We start from the raw sequence: 23,169 nt of genomic DNA, 5'->3' as shown, positions 1-23,169 counted from the left end.
TTAAACCTTCCCGTTCCACAATCCTGTTTATTTTATCAAGTATTTTTAAGCATACTAAAAAGAAACGGTCGGATATTTCCGACTAATATAGAAGATTATTGTCGGATATTTCCGATTATATATAAGACCCCCTATTGTCATATTTTTTATGTCTAACAATATTCAATAATTAGTAAGACTTCCTCCCGTGGCACAGCATATGCACTATAACTAAGATATGAAGCTAAACAATAAAAAACAGGAGGAAAATATTATGAAGAAAGGTTTCATGTTAGCAATCGCATTGCTGATCAGCGTAACATTTGTTTCAATGGGTTTTGCTCAGGCACCAAAGGCAGCAGCACCGGCAACAGAGAAAGCAGCAGTAGGAGCTGAGAAAGCAGCCGCTAAGGCAGCACCGGCAGTTGAGAAAGCAGCGACCGACAAACCGACAAAAGCAGATAAGAAAGCAGCTGCGAAAGCCGCTAAGGCAGAGAAGGCAGAGAAGAAAGCAGCTGCTAAGGCAGCAAAGGCAGAGAAAGCAGCAGCCGCTAAGGCAGCAAAAGCAGAGAAGAAAGCACCAGCTCCGGCTCCCGAGAAAGCACCGGCACCGGCACCGGCAAAGTAATAAAAAGTCATATTGCATAGAAAAAAAGGAGCGGGTTACCTGCTCCTTTTTTTATTATCCTCCCTCAATATTGTTATTGTTCTTTTTCTGTTTTATGCAATAGGTTATTACATAGTAGTATCAAAATTATGTTCCAATTCCCTTAATATTTCAAGCACAATTGTCGGCTGGGCCGTTCAATACCACCTAAAATGTAATATGCTGCCTATGAGGGCTGAAGGCATGCTTTCGGGAAGGAACAAACGAATTTTGCTCCTATAATTTTTTCAAAATGCTTTGTTATTAGAAATTGGCAAGTACACCTACAAGTCAAGCATATGGAACGCAGAGAAAAGTTACAAATTACCAAAAGAAACAGAGCATAACAGAAAGTTCAGCCTGAGTCCGTCGTTTGGGCGATTGGCTGCAACGACGGGATAGGACGTCATATTTCGTTCTCTTCAGGCCTTGTTCCACAACTCCATCGCTTTGGCTACAGCCAATGATTTCTGGACGTTCTCTATCTTTTGGTTTAGTGACGTATATTCGTCGAATAGGATTCTATACTAGTCTATCTTTGCTTCAGGCAGACAATTCAGGCCCAGATTGTTGTCGTAACGAAAGCGCTTCTGTCGTGTACGCTCCCATGAAGCAAAGCAAACCCGCTGTTCTTCGATAAGACCGAATTCATCGAGAAGGTTACCAAGGTAACTTATGGCATTGCGGAAAACTCGATTCAAATGTGGCTCGCTTGCTCCAGGGGAAGATGCCACCATGGAGTATGAAGGCGTCATTTTGTGATGAGGCCATATACCGCTTTTCTGAAATTCTGTTGCCACTATCTCGGGCAAGTTTTTTGTTAGGGCTTTAAATTTGGATTTCAATCCTCTAAGTTTCTCTATTCCAAGTGATTGTACAACTTCAAGATTGCTCTTGATTTCTCTTTCTAATTCATTGCTCATCCAAGAAGCTGCTGCGGCAGGCATGGCGGCTTGAAGTTCGCAATATAGATTATCCATTTGCGATACAAGAGAATTTCATCGGTGAACTCCCCCTTAAATCTCTCCGGGTAATATTCCCCGAAACTTGCTTCGTTTTGAGAGTAGTTACCAGCCATGAGATGGCACGTAGCTTACGGCGGGGAGTTTCATTGTGTCAAAAGTTCAGAATTCGATCACCATCCGTGGCACCCTTGACCCCTATCCCACATTTTCGGATACTGGGGATACTTCGCTTTGCACATAGCATCAAGATCCAACGAATTATTGCAAAGATCGCATTCCATCTCGCTCCATTTCCAACAGCATGGAATATTGGTCAGCGCATTATATTCGCAAGTTCTTCCTACGCTCATATTGTCGCAACAGGCATACGTTCCACTACTACATGATGCATGCTGCATGTTGTCTATGAATAGGGCGGTGGGGCCGAAACTTGCGGGCAGGGACTGGTCGTGGCGCTTGTTATAGACAGCCCTGCTGTGCTTGGGATCCTTCAGTGGGCGCACAAGGTACTGCAGGGTACCTGTTTTAGCATCGTAGGTCGGATTCTGTAGAGTGACGACCATAACATCAGCGTTTTCATCCGCCCCAAGTATCTCTATAGCAGCATTCGGGGCGTCCTTGGACTTGAACAAGCTTGACTTTATCAGTTTTTCCGTCGCCACCTGTGTGACGATGCGGTCGGGTCGGTCGGAAAAGGCGATAGTCTCATTGGAGACTCCCTCAAGCTTGAGGATAAAAGCCCCCTTTTCTTCCTTCAGTTCCGTGAGTGATCCTGATCGTGCGTTCTGGACGAACATCATTTCGGGACCGCTTTTCTTAGCCTGTGGCTCGGTTGTTCCTTTTTCAGTACTCTGCTGTGCATAGGCTGAGCCGAAGCTGAGCAAGCATATTACATAAATCAAGCTTAGGGAAAATAGTCTCTTCATACTAAATACCTCCTTTTTTCCTCCTGTTTTTCCGGAGCGCAACATTATCTTACACTTACATCCGTTGGTTCCAGACCTTCACAGAATATGTTATTTATATCACATTCGTAGGGAAATGACATCATTGATAACTGGTAGAAATCAGGTGTTTTTTCAAGGTTGCCGGATTGTGTAATTCAGGAAGACATTCTTAACTACGGACTTCCTTTTAAACCGACCTCTCACACCCAAAAATGCACTTCATCCCTTATATTTACCAGACACTCATCCAGAGCAGTTCTGAATAAATCTCATGCCACTGTCCGGTATGGCACATATAAGAGAGGTTAAACTGATTGTTGCCGATATATTCCATTCTTGCAAATCCTGAATCAAAAGTTGGTGAGAGTACATCGGGGATCAAAAAGAAGTCTCAAGTGCAAGATCATTGAAGAGGTTTCGTGGAGATAAAAAAGCCCTAAAAAATGATATTAAGCCGAAATTATAAATATTGCAAAGTGCATCTCACTATTACTATTAGACAAAGCTCATGCTTTTTCCTGATTTGCTTCCATTCTTGCCAGCACATCTTCAAGGGTACCCCTGAAAGGGCCTTCGCTCTCCATCTTAATTGATACGAGGGCTGCGGCAAATCGCAGTGCATCTTCAACTGAGTGATCAATCCTCCTGGCAAGATATGCCCCCATTGTCGTGTCGCCCCTTCCGGTTCTTCCTATAACACTTCTGTTTGTGAACCGTTCAAAATAGCTTTCACCATTTTTGTATGCCAATACACCGTCCGAAGAAGTTATAAGGCTTTCAGAACACCCCCATTCATCAATAATAGCGGCTGCTCTTTTCAGATCATCAGTTCCGGTCAATGTTTTAGCTTCGTTTTTGTCCAGTTTTACGACTTCAATAAGATGCAGTATTTTCTCTTTCTCTTTCAATTCCTTGGGATAGAAAGCCCGCGTCTGACTGTCTATCTCCCACAAAAAACCTTGCATATCAATTGACAAACGGAATCCTTTCTCTTTTAATCCCTTCATAAATTCGATAGTAAATTCCTGATCGCTTAAGCCGCTCAAATGAATTAAGCATGGTTCTAAAGAGGGCATTTCATCAAGCCGGAAATATCCTGCGTTTTTCTTTAGAAAGAGCTGTCTTTCGTCAACATTTGGATTAGGATAAATAACCTTCATGCTGGTTGTCTCATTTGAATACTGGACATAAACGTCAATACCCATTTTTCTAAAAGGTTCGACAAAATGCTCATCATCCTTGGACATTCTTGTTATCACAGCAATCTTTTTAGTACAACAGAGTGCGGCTGCAGCACCGAAAAATGATGCACCCCCTGTTCCTGATCTGGAAGCCTGTTCAAAAGGCGCTATCTTGCCTTTGATTATGTGACCCACAAAGATAATATCATACCTGTTCATCTCAATCCTTTCCGGAACAGCAGTTCACACGATTTTTGCACGTATTATAATGTAAATAACGTGGTTCTAATACTTCTGATAGTTTCCGACATTAGAGATTAATTTTCAATCTTTTTTATAATTACGTTTCCTGAGACTTTTCTATATTACCCATACAATATCAATGTATTTTCATTGTCCTTACCGCTCAGTTCATGGGAGAAGTAGCAATCGATCATTCGTTTTGAATCCGTTGGGCTCGGTGGAACGATTGCAAGCCAAAATTATTTGATTATGTCATAAATTGCCAGTTGAAATCTTTATAGTTTCTGGCGGCCTGTCGGTTGAGGACTTCGGGAAGCTATTTAATTGCAGCCCTCTACATATTCCACCTCAGGCATACGGCCAACACGAAACGCGGTCACCTTTTTACCATCCGTATCGAATATGATCGCCCGGCTCTTATCCGGTGAACGGACAATGAGATAATGTCCTTCAGGAATATATTTTTGTCCTTCGATTTCTATCTTTGGATAAAGCTTCTTGATTGTTTCCTCGCTATCACCCGGTTTTGCGCCTTCGAGCGTTGTATAATCGCCTTTGTCAACATCAATCCTGGCAACGACTTCATTAACCAACATTAAATATAGTCCAGGTAACGATTTTGTGTACGCATATGTACATTCATTGTTTTCAGGGGGAGAATCATAAGAAAATGTTAAACCGGTTGCCTTCGCTACATTTTTAATCTTCATTCCAATTTCAATGTTCTTATAACCTTTAAATGTTAAAACCTTCCCTGAATTTTGGGCTTCAGCGATTGTAAAACAAAGAACCAGCATTACGATGACAGAACTGAATATTTTTATTTTCATCGCTCATCTCCCATTATCAGCAGCACAATAGTTTTGATAAGAATTCCCGTCAAGCATTGGTGAAGTATAAGAAGTGACCTGCATAAAAACTTCCCTGTCCGGCAACATGATGTATCTTCTGTATATGGTTATTGTTTACCATTTGATTGGCGGGTCTGCCGGTCCTGAAAAAAGATATTTCAGCTCCAACACCCTCTTTTCAACAATAGTTGCCTTATAGTCAGCTATAACTACATCACCATAGGACCTCAGGTCTTTGTTGAGTTCTATTGCAAGAGTAAGGCCTGTATCCCTGTATTTCAGCCACGCCCTCTGGGATTCTTTCAGTTTCTGCTGTGCTGCAGGAGAAAGGGTTTTCATTGATTCTCCATATACTTTATTCAATTCTTTGTCCGCATTTTTATATCGTTCTTCATGGCATGCAATGATTGTATGAGTATTTTCAGCCTTACTGCAATCCTGTGCCGATAGAGTGAATGCAGAACAAAGCATACAGAGTAATGCGCCGATTAATATGATTGTTTTCATTTTGTCTCCATACTGTAATTAATATAATTTTTGAAAAATGAAATAAGATCTCTTTTCAACGGGTCCTCATTATTATATTGATTGTTGGGGTAACGTAAGGCTATGGTGTTTTTCACACTGGAACCTTGAATACAACTTTCTTAACTACATCCTCTTTGTTACGAATTTTTAGCCCTACAACATGACCATCTTGAGGATAAAATACGGTAAAGTATCCGTTTTTTAAAGTAATCAAATCTATCTTGCCTTCAAGTTTTTCGTAATCATTTTCTTCATTATATGTGCCGATGATTTTGCATTCTTTTTTGTTGCAAATACCTATTTGTTCAATGCCGGCAACAACAATTTGTATATCTATATACTGTGTGTGGCATTCTATGAATCTGCTTTCAATATCGTTTGTTGTGTATTCGACAATAAGCGCATATACGCCTTGATCAATATCGATTTTGCCAACATTAATATCTGACAAATTATTGTTGTTGATAAAATTTAAAACGACTTTGAATAAAGGGTGGATCGGTAAATATTTATGAAAATATATTAAAGAATCATAAATCATAGTTTCCATTGTCCTTTAATTCAAATTCATTTTCAAGTAGAAAATATGAAGAAATTACCGAATACGAATTGAAAGGTTGTGCCTCTAAAATTGTTTAAAAAGAAAACATATGCGCCACTGATCATTTATCCGATCCGGGAAAGCAATATCAACAAAAGCAAAGAAACGCACACGCAGCCTGAAGGTTTCGACTGCCTTCAAAAATCGGCGTTTTATTGGAAGAGTCTGATTTTCAGTGCAACCGTATTGGGAATGTGTAAGCAGAGATTTACAGGAAATTTAAGGCTTCCCGTCTGTTAACTGACCATCAGTTTTCAAATAACCGGCTAATCCATCAACAGAACGTATGTGAATATCACGCTGCGGATATGCGATTTCTATGTTGTGCTCTTTGAAAACCCTGTCAATTTCGAAACGAATTACTGATCTTACCTTGTCTCTTAAAAGTATTACATGCATGATCCAGAACCGGAGATGGAAAATAAGCGCATTGTCCCCAAAATCACTGAACAGAACATAGGGTGGAGGTTCTTTTAATACATCAGGGTTTGAAAGCGCGCATCGGATGAGCAGGTCTTTTATGAGATTTGTATCGGAACCGTAGGCCACGCCTACAATAATCTCCGCCCTTCCCTTCGGGTCTCTATGCGTCCAGTTAACAATTTTTTTTGAAACCAGATCGGAGTTCGGCAGGAATATTGTAGAGTCCTCATTGGTCTGTACTACAGTGCTTCGTATATTGATTTTTTCAACCCTTCCATGAACATCCTCAAGCTGGATTTCATCGCCGGGATGTATGGAACGCCCGAAAAGCAGTATAAGGCCGCTGACAAAATTCTTAATAAGATCCTGAAGGGCAAAGCCTACGCCTACCGACAGGCCTCCTGCAATAATGGTAAGATTGCCGATGCCTATTCCCAGAAAGTTTAAAGAGACAATGACATAACAAAACCAGATTACATAAGATGAGAGAGTTTGCAGGGACTTTATGACGCCTTCTTCGATATTCTCCCAGCGCATCTTCAGAAATTTTATCGCTGTATGGGAAAAAGCTATAAAAGAGCGGGCAATAAAGAATAATGCGGCAAGGGTCAATAAAGTTGTAATCCGCAACGATATAATGCCCCAATCTTTTTTCCATTGAATGATTTTCATCAAAAGCGGCATTCCGCCCGTGTATATAGATGCCCATACGACAATCAGGGTAAAAAGCCCTATGAAGATAAGTGGTAAAACCATATTACTCAATAAAATCAGGCTTATGGATTTCTGTTTACCGGAATGTATGGTCCTCCAGAAATAGCTGCTCAATCCTGATCCGAGCACTATATTCAAGACAACCATAAACCAGAGCGCCGAGGCAAGCATGGAAAGGCTTCCCCAACCGAGCAAGGTCGTTACAGCAAGTATTGCCGTGAATCCGGTTGTGAAAATAGATAGTTTTTGCTCCGGTTCGGATACAACGTGTTTCTTTATAAGGTAGTAATATGCACTGCATATAAGAAGTAGGGCCGTAAACAACGGGGTCATTGTAACAATAGGGACGCGTAATGCCTGCACAGTTATTCCGGAAGCAAAGATAAGCCAGAGGGGCCAGAGGATATTATAGCCTGTGCGATGAGACGCTATGAGCGATGTTTTACGCAAATTCCAGGCAAGGGATACTGCACCGCCTGCGAGCAGAATTTCCCCGAAGGCCTGGTATGCGCCGAACTGAAAATATTCGGAAGTAACGGCATTGATAATGGTTGAGAGGCCGAAAATTGCCCAGACGCTGAAGGGCAAACAATATCTGACCGTATGGCTGTTATGCAGTTTTTTGCCAAGCCATTTAAGGAAAAGATAGCAGATAAGGGAAGCTATGAGCCCTGATAAAATAATCTTGAGGATAAAATCATTAAAGGAGTGCTTTTGCTCGTCGGAAGGCGTTAATCCGTAAAGAGCTACAAATTTCAACCATTTTGTCGCTACCAAATAGGCCAGCTCCCATGAGCCTGATGTAAAATAATGCTTTGGCGTGGATGTGAAAAAATATGTTTTCCATGAGTCGCTAAATTCTTTCTCAACATCCGATCTTTTTTGTTCCAGTCTCAAGAGGAAATCTTCGATCTGATGAGGAAAAACGGTAAGGAGTTTTTTTGCTGTGTTTATAACGGTTAAAAGCTTTATCAAATCTTCTACATATTCTCTGCTTATCCGGGCCGATTCTACCAGCAATTTGTCCTCGGCTAATTTGCTGTATTCTTCCTTTCTTTCAAACATAGACTTTTCAAATTCGCCGACATTTTTTATTTGTTCATTTATGGGGTTAATAAGACTATTGGCGCTTTTTTTAAGGGCATCCATTACTTTTAAAGTGTTGCGGAATTCAATAGGGTTATTTTCAGCTATGCTGTGGATAAGGAGCAAATGTCTCAGCTCGCGGTTAAATTCCCGGGCCTTTTCCTGAAGCTTTTGAGCTTTTTCCGGCTGTTCGGCAATGAACTTTTCTATTTCAAGCTGCACCTCCCTGACCTCTGTTTTCTCCCGGTTTATCATATCCCGCCATACCGAAGGTTTTTCCTGAGCTAATAAAGGCTGGGAACAGAAAGCAAATAAAGCGGGCAACAAGAAGAGCAGTGCAGGAACTATTTGTATCAAACGGAAATGTTTTAAATATTCACGATGCATATATAATTGATAACGTGCCACAACAATTCACTTTTATCAAGGTAAAACGTAATTTCCTAAGAAGCTGTTAATAAATCGATCTCATGACTGGAAGAATCTTTTACAGTTTGTGCATTAGCTTTTCACATCATCCAAATTTAAGCGAAGAGGTTTTGCCATGCCCGTGAAATCCCGAAAAACCTGCAATGGCCATCCTCCGGTTGACAACAGACATAACTAAGTCGTATATTATAGTGATATTTTTCACTAATAAGAAGGAGGAGTTCATGGCAACAACCATACACGGATATCAGGGGAGCGATAACTACATAGCGTCAAAGCCCTTAATGGAGATTGTAAACGTTTCAGTCGCCCTGGGAAAACCACTTGTTATCAAAGGCGAACCCGGCACAGGCAAGACACTTCTCGCTCATAGCATAGCAGGGGCGCTCAACAAGAAGCTTCTTATCTGGAACATTAAATCAACTACAAAGGCAAAAGACGGCCTCTATGTGTACGATACCGTTCAGAGGCTGAATGATGCAAGGTTTAAGGACAAGGACATTTCCGATATAAGACAGTATATAAAGCTCGGCAAACTGGGACAGGCATTTACCAGCGACGAGCAGTTGGTCCTTTTGATAGATGAGGTTGATAAGGCTGATGTAGAGTTCCCGAATGATTTGCTTAACGAACTCGACGAAATGTCTTTTCATATACCGGAACTCGACGAAGAAGTCAGGGCGAAGCACAGGCCTGTTGTAATCATTACAAGCAATTCGGAGAAGGAATTGCCTGACGCCTTTCTTAGAAGATGTATATTTCACTACATTGAGTTTCCCGACCAGGAGATGATGGAAAGGATTGTAAAAGTGCACTATCCTGATATTGAAAACAAACTTATGAGAGAGGCAATAAAAAAATTCTACTGGATACGCGAAGTAGAGGGTTTGCGAAAGAAACCGTCGACAAGCGAGCTTATTGATTGGATAAAAGTTCTCGCGCTGGGCGGCATCAGCATAGATAAGATATCCTCTGAAATACCTTTCCTTGGAGCACTCCTTAAAACCGAGCAGGATACAGGAAGGTTTGTAAAACTAAGTAATGCCCAGGGCGGAGGAGGATTCAGGAAAAGATTCTAAAACAAAGGCGGCTGCAGTTCTGAGGCCGGTCGTGAAGAGATTGTAATCCTGGAGTCATATAATGTTTACTGATTTTTTTTATCTTTTAAGAAAAAAAGGCGTTCCTGTTGCCGTCACAGAATGGATATCCTTTATAGAAGCGCTGTATAACGGTTATTTTCAATCAAGCCTGGATCACCTTTATTATATCGGCAGGGCTTTTCTTGTAAAAAGTGAAGCATTTTACGATATGTTTGACGAGGCCTTTCAGGAGTATTTCGGCGGAATCAAAACAGAGCCGGCCGAGCTCGACAAGGTGCTTGAATGGCTTGAGAACCCCACCCACAGGCTTCCAAAGATGAGTCCCGAAGAAATGGCGGAGTTTCAACAAAAGCTGGAAGAATTTAAGAAAGAACATGACATGGAAGAATTGATGAGACAGTTCAGGGAAAGGCTGAAAGAGCAGAAAGAACGTCACGACGGCGGAGGCAAATGGATAGGCACCGGCGGGACATCGCCTTTTGGAGCGTACGGATACCATCCCGGTGGTATAAGGGTTGGCGGGGAATCCTGGATGCAGTCCGCATCAAAAGTAGCAGAAGAAAGAAGATTCAAGAACTATAGGAACGACATTATTCTTGACGTAAGACAAACAAAGATGGCCCTGAAAAAACTGAGAGAATTGAAAAGAGAAGGGGCGGAAGAAGAGTTGGATATAGATCAGACAATAGATAAAACCGCAAAAGAAGGCGGGGAGATTGAGCTTGTTTTCAATAAGTCGAGGGAAAACTCGGTAAGACTTATTCTCCTTATGGACACCGGCGGTTCAATGTGGCCATATTCAGAACTATGCGAAAGGCTTTTTTCTGCTGCAACCCAGATGGAACATTTCAAAGAGTTTAAATATTATTTTTTCCACAATTGTATATACCAGGACATTTACGAGGACATAGCGAACTATAAAAGGGTGCCGACGGAAAAACTTTTTTCAAACTTCCATAGCGGATACAAGGTTGTCTTTGTCGGCGATGCGAGGATGGCATACTCGGAACTCTTTGACGTAAATGGCAACATTGACTACTACTATACAAACGACAAACCGGGGTTGGAATGGCTTATGAAGATCAAAGAGCACTTTCCGCATTCGGTCTGGCTGAACCCCACACATAGGAATTATTGGGGTCATTATACCGTAGATACGATAAGCAAGGTATTTCCTATGTTTGAGCTCACCCTTGACGGCTTAAAGGATGCGGTAAAGTCCCTTGTCTCAAGACCGAAACAAATGGGGCAAATACGGGGCCGATAATAAAGCCTTTTCTGAACTCTGTGTTTTGCAGTATCCTTGTATTTCCTGTAAAAACAATGTTAATTTATAAAAAATTGCATTATAATCTAATATGTTTGTAAAAAGGGCTCTATACTATTCTTATGAAAAACTTCTTGAAAAGGAAGTGCAGCAGGGGACAACACCGACCCATATAGGCATCATCCTTGACGGCAACAGAAGGTTTGCAAAAGAGATGGGCTTTGATGACGTAACGATGGGGCACAAGGAAGGGGCGAAGAAGCTTGATGATGTCCTCCAGTGGTGTAGCAATCTGGGCATTAAAATTGTAACTATATGGGTACTTTCAACGGAAAATACCCGAAGAGATAATCTGGAATTAAACGGCCTCTTGAAAGTAATAGAAGAAAAGATCTTCGAACTCTCAAGGAGTCTGGTCATAAAGAGAAATGGCTTCAGGATTAATATCCTTGGAAAATTCGATGTACTGCCGGACACATTAAAAGAAGCAATAAGAAATGCCGAAGAATATACAAAGGATAATGAGAGGCACATCCTGAATATAGCGATCGGTTACGGCGGTAGGGAAGAAATTGTTGAAGCAGTGAGAAAGGCAATAAGAGAAAGAAGTGTGGAGAATGCCGAGGAGCTTGCAAACAGCATAACCATTGAAGATATCACAAATCATTTATATACAAACGGAATCCCTGATCCGGACCTTATAATCCGCACAAGCGGCGAAATTCGCTTAAGTGGTTTTCTTTTATGGCAAAGTGTATACAGTGAATTTTATTTTTGTGATGCACTGTGGCCTGCCTTCAGAAAGATCGATTTTCTGCGGGCAATCAGAAGCTACCAGCACAGAGTGAGGAGATTCGGAAGATGAATGTTTGCTCGGATAAATTATCTTGTCTCAAAAACACAGAGCTTTTTAAATCCCTGGGTGATGAAGAGCTTCAGGAGCTTTCTGCCAGGCTGAAAGAAAGGGTTTATCCTCCCAATACTGCAATAGTCAGGGAAGGTGCATCCGGGGACTCCATGTTCATCATAAAAAATGGGAAGGTGGATATAAAGAAACGGGAGCCCAACCTTGGGATAGATCTGTCGATCGCCTCTCTTGACAGCGGCGCATGTTTCGGCGAGATGGCCCTTTTGACAGGTAATCCGAGGACAGCCACGGTAATGGCAATCCAGGCAACATCGGTATTTGTGCTTGAAAAAACTGATTTTGAGAGCCTGCTCGGGGAGCACCCCACAATCTCCATGTCTTTGAACAAGATAGTGGCTGAAAGGATAGAGACAATGAATGCCCAGAAGGGCATGGGCATAAAATCCCTTGCAACTATCAAAATTGACTCGGAAGTGCTCTCTTTAATCCCGAAGCAACTCATCATGCGTTACAAAGTACTCCCCATTGCCTACTCGAACAGTACTCTAACGCTTGCCATGGTCAATCCAACAGACCTTCTGGCAATAGATGAAGTAAGAAAGTTTATAAAAGGACTTGCCATTGAACAGGTTCTCGTTGTCGATCAAGACCTGAAAACATTCATGGAAAAAGACTATCCCGAAATCATGAAGAAAGAGGAAGAGAAACCTGAGATCAGCATAGACTCTATCCTTGAAAACATGGATTCTCTCCAATCCGATATTATGAAGGATATGGAGGTCGAAGAAGGCAAAGACGATGAAATGGGGATAGCGGATCTGGAAAGTGAGGCAAAAGGTGCACCTATTATAAGACTCACGAACAATATTATAGGCATGGCCTTGAAAAAGGGGGCAAGCGATATCCATATAGAACCCATGGAAAAAGGGTGCAGGGTGCGCTACAGGATAGACGGTGTCTTAAGGGAACAGATGATGCTGCCCAGAAAGGTGATACTCCCCCTCATCAGCAGGGTAAAGATTATATCAAAACTGGATATTACGGAGAGAAGAATGCCCCAGGACGGCAGGATCACCATGAAAATAGGAGATAAAACGGTAGACTTCAGGGTGTCATCCATACCAACAAAATTCGGTGAGAAGATCTGTACAAGAATTCTGGACAAGAGCAATACCTCTATGGGTTTGGATAAACTTATTTCGCATCAACCCACATTAGACCTTGTTCGGGATATGATAAAGAAGCCCTATGGGATTATTTTTGTCACAGGACCTACAGGCTCCGGGAAGAGTACCACTTTATACAGTGCATTAGCTGAAAAAAATGATATCGACGTAAATATATCTACCGTGGAAGACCCCATTGAATACGACCTTGCAGGCATAAACCAGGTCCAGGTAAACTCTGATATAGGACTTGATTTTGCACGGGTGTTAAGGGCCTTTTTGAGACAGGACCCTGATATCATACTTGTCGGAGAAACAAGAGATAAAGAAACGGCGAAGATAGCAGTTGAGGCAGCCCTTACCGGACACCTTGTTTTTACGACACTTCACGCAAACGATGCGCCGAGTACATTCATGAGACTTAACGATATGGGCATAGAGTCCTTTCTCATTTCCACATCAATCATCGGTATTGTTGCACAGAGACTTGTTCGAAGGATTTGCCCGAATTGCAAGGAAAAGTATGTTCCCGAAAAAGTAATAACAAAATACCTCGGACTGCCGGAAGATGTAGAGCTATGTAAAGGCAAAGGTTGCGATGCATGCGGCATGTCCGGTTACAAAGGCAGGGTAGGTGTATACGAGGTGCTCATGGTAACCGAGTCGGTGAGACATCTGATCGCGGAAGGGGCGGAAACGAATATAATACGACAGGAAGCTATAAATAGCGGAATGAGAACCCTGAAAGACTACTGTCTGATATTGCTCGAAGGAGGTTTAACCACTGTTGACGAAGTATTAAGGACAGTGGCCATTCCAACTTGATAAAAGAATCCATCGTCAAGTCCAAAAATATATCCATATTCCTGCGCGTAATTCTCTGGCTATGTGTATCTTTTCTTATTCTCCTTATGTTTTATGTCTATCACGAAGGTCAGTGGCGGGAAATAATCCGCTTCTACAGGTTCTTTTTTGATCCGAGAAAGCTCCGTTTTTTTATTGCCTCTTTCGGCCCCTTTGCTGCCATTGCATTCGTCTTCGTTCAGGCATTACAGGTTATAGTTGCCCCGGTCCCGGGAGAGCTTACCGGTGTTGTCGGCGGTTTTCTCTTCGGGAATACATCAGGGGTGATACTCTCCACAATAGGTCTTACAGTGGGTTCCCTCTTTGCCTTTGGTATAACAAGACTATTCGGCTTGGGTTTTGTGGAAAAGATAGTAAAAAAAGAATATATAGATAAATTCAATTATTTTATTACACACAAAGGCCTGAACATCACCTTTATCCTCTTTCTCCTGCCCGGATTCCCCAAGGATTCTCTCTGCTACCTCCTTGGCCTTACCCGTATGCGGCTTGTTGATTTCCTGTTTATGAATATATTCGGCAGGCTGCCGGGAACACTTATGCTTACTTTACAGGGCAATGCGTTAAAAAACGGCAAATATCAGGCTTTTTTCTGGCTGCTGTTTGCAAGCATAGTATTTACTGTTGTCCTATACTTTACAAGAAACTATATAATACAGGCCGTTAACGATATGATTCACAAGTTATTTGGAAAAAAGAAGAATGATGAGGGCAAGCCCGATCCTGTAGACGGCAAAGACATCAAGTGAATGTTTCTTTAAAAACCTGATAAGAAATTTAAGGCTTAACAATCCGAAAATAAAAGAAGAAGCTACTCCAAGTACTAACAACTCTATTTCTGCCCCTACATCATGAAAGTGTATATGTCTTGATTCATACAGGGACGCACCGAGTATTATCGGTATTGACAGCAGGAAAGAGAAGTCCACGGCCTGAGTTCTCTTCAGGCCCAGAAGCATGCCTACCACAATTGTAATACCGCTTCTTGATGTACCCGGTACAAGGGCTAAGGCCTGTGCTATACCTATCCCTATCGCAATGGGATAGGATATGCTTTTTTCGCTTACATAAATCCTCTCACATACTATCATCATGATCGATACTGCGATAAGGCCGAATACCGCTACATAAGGCGTTCTTAAATGAGATTCAATAAAACCCTTGAAAAGCAAACCGCATACAACTGCCGGCAAAGTGCCTGCAATAATCTTAAAAAGCAGTGAGTTCCCAAGCCTCTTTTCTTTCAAGTCATGTAGTCCTTCTATCAAAACAGTTAAAAATTTTCTTCCATATAGAGTCAGAATAGCAAGCAGGGTTCCGAAGTGGAGCATTACATCAAAGGTTATGCCACCTTCTTTAACTTTGAAAAACCACGGCAAAACAATTAGATGGGCAGAACTGCTGATGGGCAGAAACTCCGTTATGCCCTGGACGGCGCCGAGTATAATGCTCTCAAACTCGCTCATGACAGATCACCCGGCAAAAACCTGAAGCCTATCTCCATGGTTTCCATGTTGAGAGTGGTAGGTATAGGCGGCAGGGGGTCAACAGAACGTAAAACCCGAAGGATTGATTCATCATATATCCTGTTCCCGGATCGCTTTTCAATGTTTACATCCACTATTCTTCCGTCCTTTCGTATTCTGATTGTCACTATTGTTTCCAGGTCTTTTTTGTAGGAGGCTATGCCGGGTAAACCCCATGAATTTTTTATTTTCTCCCATATTTCAAGCATATATCTCTGCGATACCGGATCAAGGGTTCTTCCCCCTCCCTCGGAGGAGCCGGGTAGTCCATAACCGCTATTGCCTGTCCTTCCCGGTCCCGCTGTTCCCGATAATCCTTTAGTCCTGGTAACGTCAAGATACTCTGTCCGTTTTTTCATCTCCCTTATCCGGTCATTGAGATGACTTAATTCTTCTTTGGTAGTTGTTTCTTTCGAAGGTATAGCCTTGGGGGGTTCCTTTTTTTTTGAAAGAGACACAGCCTCTTTTTCCTTTCGAATTGGTACCGGCTTGCTCTTTGGTGTGGAAACGGGCTTACTCACCCTGGCAGGAGACGTCTCCTTTTCGGGAGCATGTTTGCTTTCCAAGAATTTTCCTGCCTTCGGGCCACCGGGACCACCGCCAATATCTCCGACAAGATTAACAGAATATGACGATAATGCATCAAATCTCTTTGGTGTTCTTTTTATTGGGATACTGAATGCACCAACCACAATGAAGTGGAGAACAGTAGAGATTGTGAGCATTTTGAACCAGGTTTCTTCTTTCATGATAATTCGGCAGTCAGTATTTTTTAGCCTTCCACGAGCAGTAAAATATGCGCCGCCCTCATGATTCCCATAAAAGTGCTGATAGCCGGGCGCTTGTTCGCCATTATTCCTCTGCAGGCTTTGTCACTATATTTACCTTCTCTACCCCAGCTTCTTTTACAATACCCATACAAGTCACAACAAAACCATAAGGGACGTTTTTGTCTGCCCTTAAGTAAATCTCTTTGCTGTTTTTATTTGTAAAAAGTAGCTGTATTGCCGCTTTGAGGTCTTTTACATCTAATTTTTTTTCATTCAATATAAGCTGCTTATTACTTGAAATACTGAGTATTTGTGGCTCGTCTTTGGTTGGCAGGGGTTTTGTTGTTACCTTGGGGATATCGATATTCATTCCGTGCTGCATCATGGGCGCCGTTATCATGAATATGATAAGCAGGACAAGCATCACATCAACAAGAGGGACGATGTTTATTTCAGAAAGTGGGGCTTTTGAATCCTTTGATAATTTCATTTCTCCAGGAGGTTCAGTATATACATAGATGCATTTTCCATTTTTGATAGAATACGTTTTAGCCTGCCATTAAAATAATTATATGCGAGGACTGCCGGTATAGCTGTTGCGAGGCCGATAGCAGTGGCTATAAGCGCCTCGCTTATGCCCGGTGCAACAACGGACAGACTTGTTGTTCCCTTAAGCCCTATCTCACGGAACGAATCCATGATACCCCATACCGTACCGAATAGACCAATAAACGGCGCAGTGTTTGCAGTTGTGGCAAGAAAAGAAAGTCTCCTTTCAAACCTGTCTGTTTCTTCAGACATAATGATTTTTAGAGCATTTTCAACGGACGGCATTATTTCAGGTCTTATCCCGGGATTTTCTTTTTGCCTTGAGGCAATCTCCTTGTAAGATGCAAACATCAAACGGTAAAAAGCATTGTTGGGGGTTTCCCGGTATGTCGTTACTAATTTCTTAAAAGAATCGGCATCCCTTGCGGTTCTCATAAACCTTTCCGCATCGCTCTCTGCTCTGCCGTATTGCTTGAGTTTATAGAGTATGATCGTCCATGATACAATCGAAAATATAAAAAGAATGGACAAAACCACCTTTGCAACCGGTCCGGAAGCATAGATCAGGCTTAAAACACCACCGGAATAATTATTTATACTCGATATATCCACGGCAAAAACATACAACAATTTGCCTGTCTTGTAAATAAAAAACCCCCTGGGCGTTCCCAGGGGGAAGGGGGGTTATTATGAGAAGCTAGTGAGGGTGAATGTCTACGTTAAAGAACTACTTGTGAATTAATGAACAACTCTTGCAAATATAACTTAATCGTAAAGCAGTTTTATATAAATAACCGCAATAAACCTGATAAAACAGTGTATTTGCTTGTTTATTATGTGAATTATTTAACATGAATCAATATAATACATGAAAATCTTATTGTCAAGAAAATAATTGCAATTATCAAATATTATTTAACAAAGCGTATCAATGCCGACTTGCGTCAAAGAAGAGGGCTTTTTGATGAGCACATTTATATCTCTTTTATTTGCAAAAACACTTACGTGTTGTGGGGAAATAATATCTATATCAATATAATTTATCACATCCATCGCATGTTTCAACGCCTTTTCTGACGGAATAATCTTTTAAAACACACAATTTAGTTTTGCTTTATCGTTCATAAAACAGCCCTACCGCCTTCCTCACTTCGTCCATTGTCTCTTTTGCAATAACGCTGCATTTATTTGCCCCTGTGTTTATCACATCCTTAATATAACCGGGATTCTCGTTCAGAGAAGCAGCCCTCTCCTGTATCGGGGTCAGTTCATCCATTATATTTTTAAAAAGCATTGTTTTACAGTCAATACAACCTATTGCAGCACTCCTGCAGCCTTTATCTACCTCTAAAAGAGTATCATTCGGTGAAAAAGCCCTGTGTATCGTGAATATATTGCAAACCTCAGGGTTACCCGGGTCTTTTCTTCTTACCCTGTTTACATCGGTTACTGCTGTCCTCAATTTTTCCCATATGGAGTTTTTGTCTTCCAATAATCCTATATAATTATTCATTGATTTAGACATCTTACTTGCCCCGTCCACCCCAAGAATCTTAGGCGCCACAGAAAGGATTGCCTGTGGCTCGGGAAAGAAATTCCCGTATCTGCTGTTGTATTTTCTCGCCACCTCTCTCGATAGTTCTACATGCTGCACCTGATCCTCGCCAACAGGCACAAAACCGGCTTTGTATATAAGAATATCCGCAGCCTGAAGAACGGGATATCCCATGAGGCCCATATTGATATTTGCCCTATGCTGTTTTGATTTATCCTTAAATTGAGTCATCCGCTCAAGCTCGCCTATAGGGGTTACACAATTAAATATCCAGGCAAGCTCGGTATGCTCCGGCACATGGGACTGGACAAGTATTTTGCATTTTTCGGGTGACAGGCCACAAGCAAGAAGTATTAAAGCCGTATCCACCGTCCTGCTTCTAAGCTTCTCTATTTCGTACTCCACAGTTATTGCATGGTAATCAACTACACAGAAAATACAATCATATTCATCCATCAAACTAACCCAATTTCTTATTGCACCTACATAATTTCCCAGATGGATTTCGCCTGTCGGCTGAATCCCGCTGAATATTCTTTTCATCTAATCCTCCATGTACGGCCAAAACCTTGAACGGTATGGCTGCGGCAGTTCTCGCTATTGCAAATGCTTCGATTCGTGTCATCCCGCTTGGCAGGACTCATCAAAACAGCATTTCAATTTACCTTAAAAAGTCTTTAAAATCAATGGGGAATCACGGAAATCTTCTTGATGGCAAACTGCGGAGAATTTATTCGCATTAATTAAATCACAATGTCCAATAGTTGGCTCTTCATACTGTTTTTGGCGCTAATCTCAACCCTCGCATTATATGTTTCGGACTGAAGCGCCTCGAGCAGCGCATTTATCCTGTCCTGACTTACAATAGTTGAGGCGTATTTTACTTTTTCTTTCACCGGAATATTGGACTTCTTCCTTGTGGATAATTCAACTTTATCAATAAAATTATAGCCTTTAAGTTCTTTTAGCAATACAGGGGGTATCCCGGTCTTCTCTTGAGGCCTGTCAATCGTACTTTTTTGTGTGGATAATTCCAATTTATCGATAGTTTCTTCACTTCTTAAAATAAAATCATCTGTTCCGGTTGAATCTTTTGCACGCACTGCCTTGGGCTTTAAGAGGCTATTAAGGATGGCTGATTTTCTATTTTCATCTATCTTCATTCTGTACTACTTAAAAGCAAAAAGTGTGCCAGATTCCAACATCATAAAAAGGTAATATATAAAGGTTGTTACAAATCTTTATTATATAATTTGACCTGTAAGTGTCAAATGAATGTCACAAATCATGCCGGGAGATTATTCAATTTAGGGGTTAGATCGGAGAACTGGTGCCTGTCATGGAAAACTTTAATGATCTTTTTGATGTATCCTCTAACAACAAAAAGATTGAACTGAATAAAGTTTTCGTACATAATTAAGAAAATGACAACAAAAAAATAACAGGATTGCAGACATACCCTTGCAAATTTATTATTAATAATTGTTTTGACGGAGGTCTAAATGAAATTTCCGGAATACAGGCCGAGGAGATTAAGGAAAAATGATAGGTTGAGGGGTATGATCCAGGAAACGGAACTATCAACAAGGCACCTCGTGTACCCCATGTTTGTCAAGGAGATGCAGGAAGAGAAGGTACCCATCCCTTCCATGCCGGATATATATCAGTTTTCTGTTGAGGGACTGCTCAAGGAGATAGAGGATGTTGTGAGTTTGGGCATACCGGCAATCCTGCTCTTCGGCATACCGGAGAAAAAGGATGAGACGGGGAGTGGCGCTTACGACAAAAACGGTGTTATACAAAATACAACAAGAAAGATAAAAAAGCTTTTTGGCGATGATATTATGGTGATCACCGATGTTTGTATGTGCGAGTATACGAGCCACGGCCACTGCGGGATTGTAAAGGACGGCCATGTGGATAACGACGAGACCTTGAAGCTCCTTGCGAAAAGCGCCCTCTCGCACACAATGGCAGGGGCGGACATGGTGGCCCCCTCTGATATGATGGATGGCAGGGTAAGGGCAATCAGGGAAATGCTTGACCTTCATGGCGACTATAATATACCTATTATGAGTTATGCAGCCAAGTATGCATCATGCCTTTACAGCCCTTTTAGAGATGCTGCCGAATCCGCACCCCAATTCGGTGACAGAAAAGCGTACCAGATGGACCCGCCGAACCAACAGGAGGCGCTCCGCGAAATGATGCTCGACATTGAAGAGGGGGCAGATATAATTATGGTAAAACCGGCCATGTTCTACCTCGACGTGCTGGCCGCAGCAAAAAGAGAGTTTAATATCCCGCTGGCTGCCTATTCGGTAAGCGGCGAGTATGCAATGATAAAACATGCCGCATCGAAGGGATATCTCGATTACAAAAGGGCTGTGCTTGAATTGATGATAGGGGTAAGGCGCGCAGGCGCAGATATTATCATTACATATTTTGCAAAAGATCTTGCGGAATGGTTAAGATAGAATCCTCTCTCAGGATGGTTGCATTGGAACTCACTCGGAACTGCAACCTTAACTGCATCCACTGCAGGGCCTCGGCAACACTCGGCCCACATACCGGAGAATTAAACTTTGCCGAATGCTGCAAAATTATTGATGAAATAGTGGGTTTTGCCTCACCCACCATCATCCTGACAGGCGGCGAACCCCTAATCCGGGATGATATATTTGACATTATCGAATACGGTACTATAAAGGGCTTGAGACTCGTCATCGCCATTAATGGAACTTTGCTTGATGAGGAAAAGGCAAAAAGGCTTAAAGCTGGCGGGATCAAGCGGGTGAGCCTGAGCATAGACGGAAAAGACAGCGTAGCGCATGATCTGTTCAGAGGCGTTAAGGGCTCCTTTGCATCGGTGATAAGGGCAGCAGGAATATTAACAAATGCAGATATGCCATTTCAAATAAATACAACAGTTACACAACTTAACGTGGAAGCGCTTGAGGAAATATACGAACTCGCTCAATCCATCGGCGCTGTGGCTTGGCACACCTTCCTTCTTGTGCCCGTCGGCAGGGGACAGGGACTGAAGGGAAAAGAGCTGAGTACAGTCATGTATGAACAAGTACTTGAGTGGCTATACAATATTGAAAAGAAAAACGAGCTTGAAATAAAAGTCACCTGCGCACCCCACTATTACCGGATCGTGAAGGAAAAGGGCAACACGCCGAATAGTGCTGGGTGCCTTGCCGGAAAACATTTCATGTTCATATCCCATAAGGGTATTGCACAACCCTGCGGTTATCTTGAAATCCCGTCAGGTGATGTAAGGAAGGATGGAGTAAAGAAGGTCTGGGAGGAATCGCCTGTATTCAATCAGTTGAGAGATTTATCGTCTTATCGTGGCAAATGCAGCGGGTGCAAATACCTTAAAATCTGCGGTGGATGCAGGGCACGCGCATATGAACTTTATGGAGACTTCTTGGGCGAAGAACCATACTGCTCGTATAAAGGCAATAATTGATACCGGTTTGGATTCATAGATAGCACCCAGAGGCTACCCTGACACAGGCGCGCGGAACCTGCAATAAGTGGGTCGCAGTAAGTCGAGGAGTGTGACGACGAGGTAACGAAGTTATATGATTGATGGCGAATTGGTATAACTATTTCTGAAAGTATACAAGATCAGTAGCTGAAAAGTTACTGCCCTTCTTAACTTTTGCCCAGCAGGCATCGACACCGAAAAGTTCTGACACTTCAAGCTCCCCTTTATATTTTCCTTTTATTGTCCCAAGCGGCATTTTTGTCTTTGAGTCTATGATTTGCTCTCCTGGAGAATATACGTCAAGGATGCTGCCTTTGTCTAAGCCTGATTGCCTTCCAGCATTAACATAAACCTTTCCGGTCTCAACGGATGCAACTCTTGCGTGCCAATCCAGCGTGAGTATAGCCTTTAAAAGGTCTTCGGCCAATAATTCTATTGCCAGGTCTATCGCCTTTATTTTTGCCTTTTCTATGCTCATTTCTCCCTTCTCTCTCGTGAGAGAGATGGGGTTTCTGCCGGATAGCTGCTTAAGAACAATACCGGTATCGGTGTTGTAAACTTCAAGGGTGATTTTAGATATCGCAAAAGAGGTATCTTTTTCATCTTTACCCTCAATTTTTGATGAACTGGTATATATATCCGAAAGTGTTCCTTTTAAAATCGCCTGTATCCCGTACAATTCATTTAAAGATTTCATGTTCTCGGGGTCTGTAAGCGCTCCTTTATTGTTTACTGTCTGAGGGTCTATACAGATGATTGCCCCGGCATTCTCAAGTCTCGTTACAAGCCGCCTTGTTGCCAGATCTCCCAGTCCCTCTCCTTTATAATTTGTCTGGTCTGCCATGGGCAGCACAATGATTCGTCTCTTCATCTTTGGTGACGGGTAATTAAATGAAATCAGAGAAATACCTGGCATAAAACCCATACCTGCCGGAAAGGAGCCCATCTGGTATGGATATACCATTTGCGGTGCAATTCCTTTCTTTTTAAGCTCTTCCTCGAGCTTGCCAATTCTTTTTTCCGTCTCCTCGCGTTCTTTCTTTCCGGTTGCCCCGCCGCCGCCAGACGTTAAAGCTTCCCCGAAACGCGGTGCATACTGATCTTTCCTAACCCACACATATTCCGGCTCATAGGGCGTAAGCATGAACCTTCTGTTGGATGCATATATGTACTCGACCCCATCAATAACCTTTATGTCCCCTGGTTTTTGGGTAGATTCCTCAATTGCTTCCATCTTCTCTGTTTTTTTGTCTGCTTTGGCCGGGGGGGTCTTTGCCGATGTATCTTCTTTCTTTTTTGAAAAGGTGCTGCAGGAAGCAATAAGCAATATTATTACAAGGAGGATCAGAGATTTTTTATACATTTAGGTGATTATAGTTATTTATGGCGTTAAAGTCAAACAATAAAATTTG

The 23,169-nt window shown here is 42.1% G+C and carries 23 protein-coding genes; 8 read left to right on the top strand and 15 right to left on the bottom strand.

The window, feature by feature from the left end; all coding sequences use genetic code 11:
* The first annotated feature begins 253 nt into the window (after positions 1 to 253).
* Positions 254 to 607, top strand: coding sequence for a hypothetical protein (locus tag NT178_03865; protein ID MCX5811664.1), 354 nt, complete (start codon positions 254 to 256; stop codon positions 605 to 607).
* A 545-nt stretch (positions 608 to 1,152) separates the two neighbouring features.
* Here the strand turns inward: NT178_03865 and NT178_03860 are convergent.
* From NT178_03860 to NT178_03825, 8 genes are all read right to left on the bottom strand, one after another.
* The gene (locus NT178_03860) at positions 1,153 to 1,548 is read right to left on the bottom strand and encodes a hypothetical protein (protein MCX5811663.1); all 396 of its coding nucleotides are present in this window, start codon (positions 1,546 to 1,548) and stop codon (positions 1,153 to 1,155) included.
* Complete coding sequence (locus NT178_03855) at positions 1,545 to 1,703, bottom strand: hypothetical protein (GenBank protein MCX5811662.1); 159 nt, start codon at positions 1,701 to 1,703, stop codon at positions 1,545 to 1,547. The genes NT178_03860 and NT178_03855 overlap by 4 nt, the downstream gene beginning before the upstream one ends.
* A 57-nt stretch (positions 1,704 to 1,760) precedes the next feature.
* Positions 1,761 to 2,516 carry a hypothetical protein gene (locus NT178_03850; GenBank protein MCX5811661.1) on the bottom strand — a complete coding sequence of 252 codons (756 nt, stop codon included), beginning with the start codon at positions 2,514 to 2,516 and terminating at the stop codon, positions 1,761 to 1,763.
* A 527-nt stretch (positions 2,517 to 3,043) separates the two neighbouring features.
* Positions 3,044 to 3,937, bottom strand: coding sequence for a PfkB family carbohydrate kinase (locus tag NT178_03845; GenBank protein MCX5811660.1), 894 nt, complete (start codon positions 3,935 to 3,937; stop codon positions 3,044 to 3,046).
* Positions 3,938 to 4,281: 344 nt separating this feature from the next.
* Positions 4,282 to 4,791, bottom strand: coding sequence for a hypothetical protein (locus tag NT178_03840; GenBank protein MCX5811659.1), 510 nt, complete (start codon positions 4,789 to 4,791; stop codon positions 4,282 to 4,284).
* A 135-nt stretch (positions 4,792 to 4,926) separates the two neighbouring features.
* The gene (locus tag NT178_03835; GenBank protein MCX5811658.1) at positions 4,927 to 5,319 is read right to left on the bottom strand and encodes a DUF1311 domain-containing protein; all 393 of its coding nucleotides are present in this window, start codon (positions 5,317 to 5,319) and stop codon (positions 4,927 to 4,929) included.
* 112 nt (positions 5,320 to 5,431) lie between these two features.
* On the bottom strand, positions 5,432 to 5,881 hold the full coding sequence (locus NT178_03830; GenBank protein MCX5811657.1) for a YhcH/YjgK/YiaL family protein: 450 nt from the start codon (positions 5,879 to 5,881) through the stop codon (positions 5,432 to 5,434).
* 279 nt (positions 5,882 to 6,160) lie between these two features.
* Positions 6,161 to 8,419, bottom strand: a complete 2,259-nt coding sequence (locus NT178_03825; GenBank protein MCX5811656.1) for a mechanosensitive ion channel — start codon at positions 8,417 to 8,419, stop codon at positions 6,161 to 6,163.
* Positions 8,420 to 8,817: 398 nt separating this feature from the next.
* On the opposite strand from NT178_03825, the gene NT178_03820 reads away from it, so the two are divergent.
* The 5 genes from NT178_03820 to NT178_03800 all read left to right on the top strand — a co-directional run bounded on the left by NT178_03820 (position 8,818) and on the right by NT178_03800 (position 14,607).
* Positions 8,818 to 9,672 carry a MoxR family ATPase gene (locus NT178_03820; GenBank protein MCX5811655.1) on the top strand — a complete coding sequence of 285 codons (855 nt, stop codon included), beginning with the start codon at positions 8,818 to 8,820 and terminating at the stop codon, positions 9,670 to 9,672.
* 61 nt (positions 9,673 to 9,733) lie between these two features.
* A complete protein-coding gene (locus NT178_03815) occupies positions 9,734 to 10,960 on the top strand; it encodes a VWA domain-containing protein (protein MCX5811654.1) in 1,227 nt (408 codons plus the stop codon).
* Positions 10,961 to 11,051: 91 nt separating this feature from the next.
* The gene (gene uppS / locus NT178_03810) at positions 11,052 to 11,825 is read left to right on the top strand and encodes a polyprenyl diphosphate synthase (GenBank protein MCX5811653.1); all 774 of its coding nucleotides are present in this window, start codon (positions 11,052 to 11,054) and stop codon (positions 11,823 to 11,825) included.
* Positions 11,822 to 13,819 carry an ATPase, T2SS/T4P/T4SS family gene (locus NT178_03805; GenBank protein ID MCX5811652.1) on the top strand — a complete coding sequence of 666 codons (1,998 nt, stop codon included), beginning with the start codon at positions 11,822 to 11,824 and terminating at the stop codon, positions 13,817 to 13,819. The genes uppS and NT178_03805 overlap by 4 nt, the downstream gene beginning before the upstream one ends.
* Positions 13,816 to 14,607 carry a TVP38/TMEM64 family protein gene (locus NT178_03800; protein MCX5811651.1) on the top strand — a complete coding sequence of 264 codons (792 nt, stop codon included), beginning with the start codon at positions 13,816 to 13,818 and terminating at the stop codon, positions 14,605 to 14,607. The genes NT178_03805 and NT178_03800 overlap by 4 nt, the downstream gene beginning before the upstream one ends.
* On the opposite strand, the gene NT178_03795 is transcribed toward NT178_03800, so the two are convergent.
* From NT178_03795 to NT178_03770, 6 genes are all read right to left on the bottom strand, one after another.
* Positions 14,542 to 15,324, bottom strand: a complete 783-nt coding sequence (locus tag NT178_03795; GenBank protein MCX5811650.1) for an undecaprenyl-diphosphate phosphatase — start codon at positions 15,322 to 15,324, stop codon at positions 14,542 to 14,544. The two genes, NT178_03800 and NT178_03795, sit on opposite strands and share 66 nt — an antisense overlap.
* On the bottom strand, positions 15,321 to 16,133 hold the full coding sequence (locus NT178_03790; protein ID MCX5811649.1) for a TonB family protein: 813 nt from the start codon (positions 16,131 to 16,133) through the stop codon (positions 15,321 to 15,323). Before NT178_03790 ends, NT178_03795 begins: the two co-directional genes overlap by 4 nt.
* A gap of 103 nt (positions 16,134 to 16,236) precedes the next feature.
* Positions 16,237 to 16,644: a biopolymer transporter ExbD gene (locus NT178_03785; protein MCX5811648.1), complete on the bottom strand. Its 408-nt coding sequence runs from the start codon at positions 16,642 to 16,644 to the stop codon at positions 16,237 to 16,239.
* On the bottom strand, positions 16,641 to 17,315 hold the full coding sequence (locus tag NT178_03780) for a MotA/TolQ/ExbB proton channel family protein (GenBank protein ID MCX5811647.1): 675 nt from the start codon (positions 17,313 to 17,315) through the stop codon (positions 16,641 to 16,643). The genes NT178_03785 and NT178_03780 overlap by 4 nt, the downstream gene beginning before the upstream one ends.
* A 502-nt stretch (positions 17,316 to 17,817) precedes the next feature.
* Entirely contained in the window at positions 17,818 to 18,801 is a 984-nt protein-coding gene (trpS, locus tag NT178_03775) for a tryptophan--tRNA ligase (GenBank protein MCX5811646.1), read from the bottom strand.
* A gap of 200 nt (positions 18,802 to 19,001) precedes the next feature.
* Positions 19,002 to 19,421 (bottom strand): hypothetical protein, encoded by a 420-nt coding sequence (locus tag NT178_03770; GenBank protein MCX5811645.1) that lies wholly within the window; start codon positions 19,419 to 19,421, stop codon positions 19,002 to 19,004.
* 339 nt (positions 19,422 to 19,760) lie between these two features.
* Here NT178_03770 and hemB point away from each other — a divergent pair, with 339 nt between their 5' ends.
* Entirely contained in the window at positions 19,761 to 20,735 is a 975-nt protein-coding gene (gene hemB, locus NT178_03765; GenBank protein ID MCX5811644.1) for a porphobilinogen synthase, read from the top strand.
* The gene (locus NT178_03760) at positions 20,723 to 21,736 is read left to right on the top strand and encodes a radical SAM protein (GenBank protein MCX5811643.1); all 1,014 of its coding nucleotides are present in this window, start codon (positions 20,723 to 20,725) and stop codon (positions 21,734 to 21,736) included. The genes hemB and NT178_03760 overlap by 13 nt, the downstream gene beginning before the upstream one ends.
* Positions 21,737 to 21,875: 139 nt before the next feature.
* On the opposite strand, the gene NT178_03755 is transcribed toward NT178_03760, so the two are convergent.
* Complete coding sequence (locus NT178_03755) at positions 21,876 to 23,120, bottom strand: hypothetical protein (GenBank protein ID MCX5811642.1); 1,245 nt, start codon at positions 23,118 to 23,120, stop codon at positions 21,876 to 21,878.
* Positions 23,121 to 23,169: the final 49 nt, after the last annotated feature.

The sequence above is a fragment of the Pseudomonadota bacterium genome (genome assembly GCA_026388255.1).
GTDB lineage: Bacteria > Desulfobacterota > Syntrophorhabdia > Syntrophorhabdales > Syntrophorhabdaceae > JAPLKB01.
This window is presented reverse-complemented; position numbering and strand designations above follow the sequence as displayed.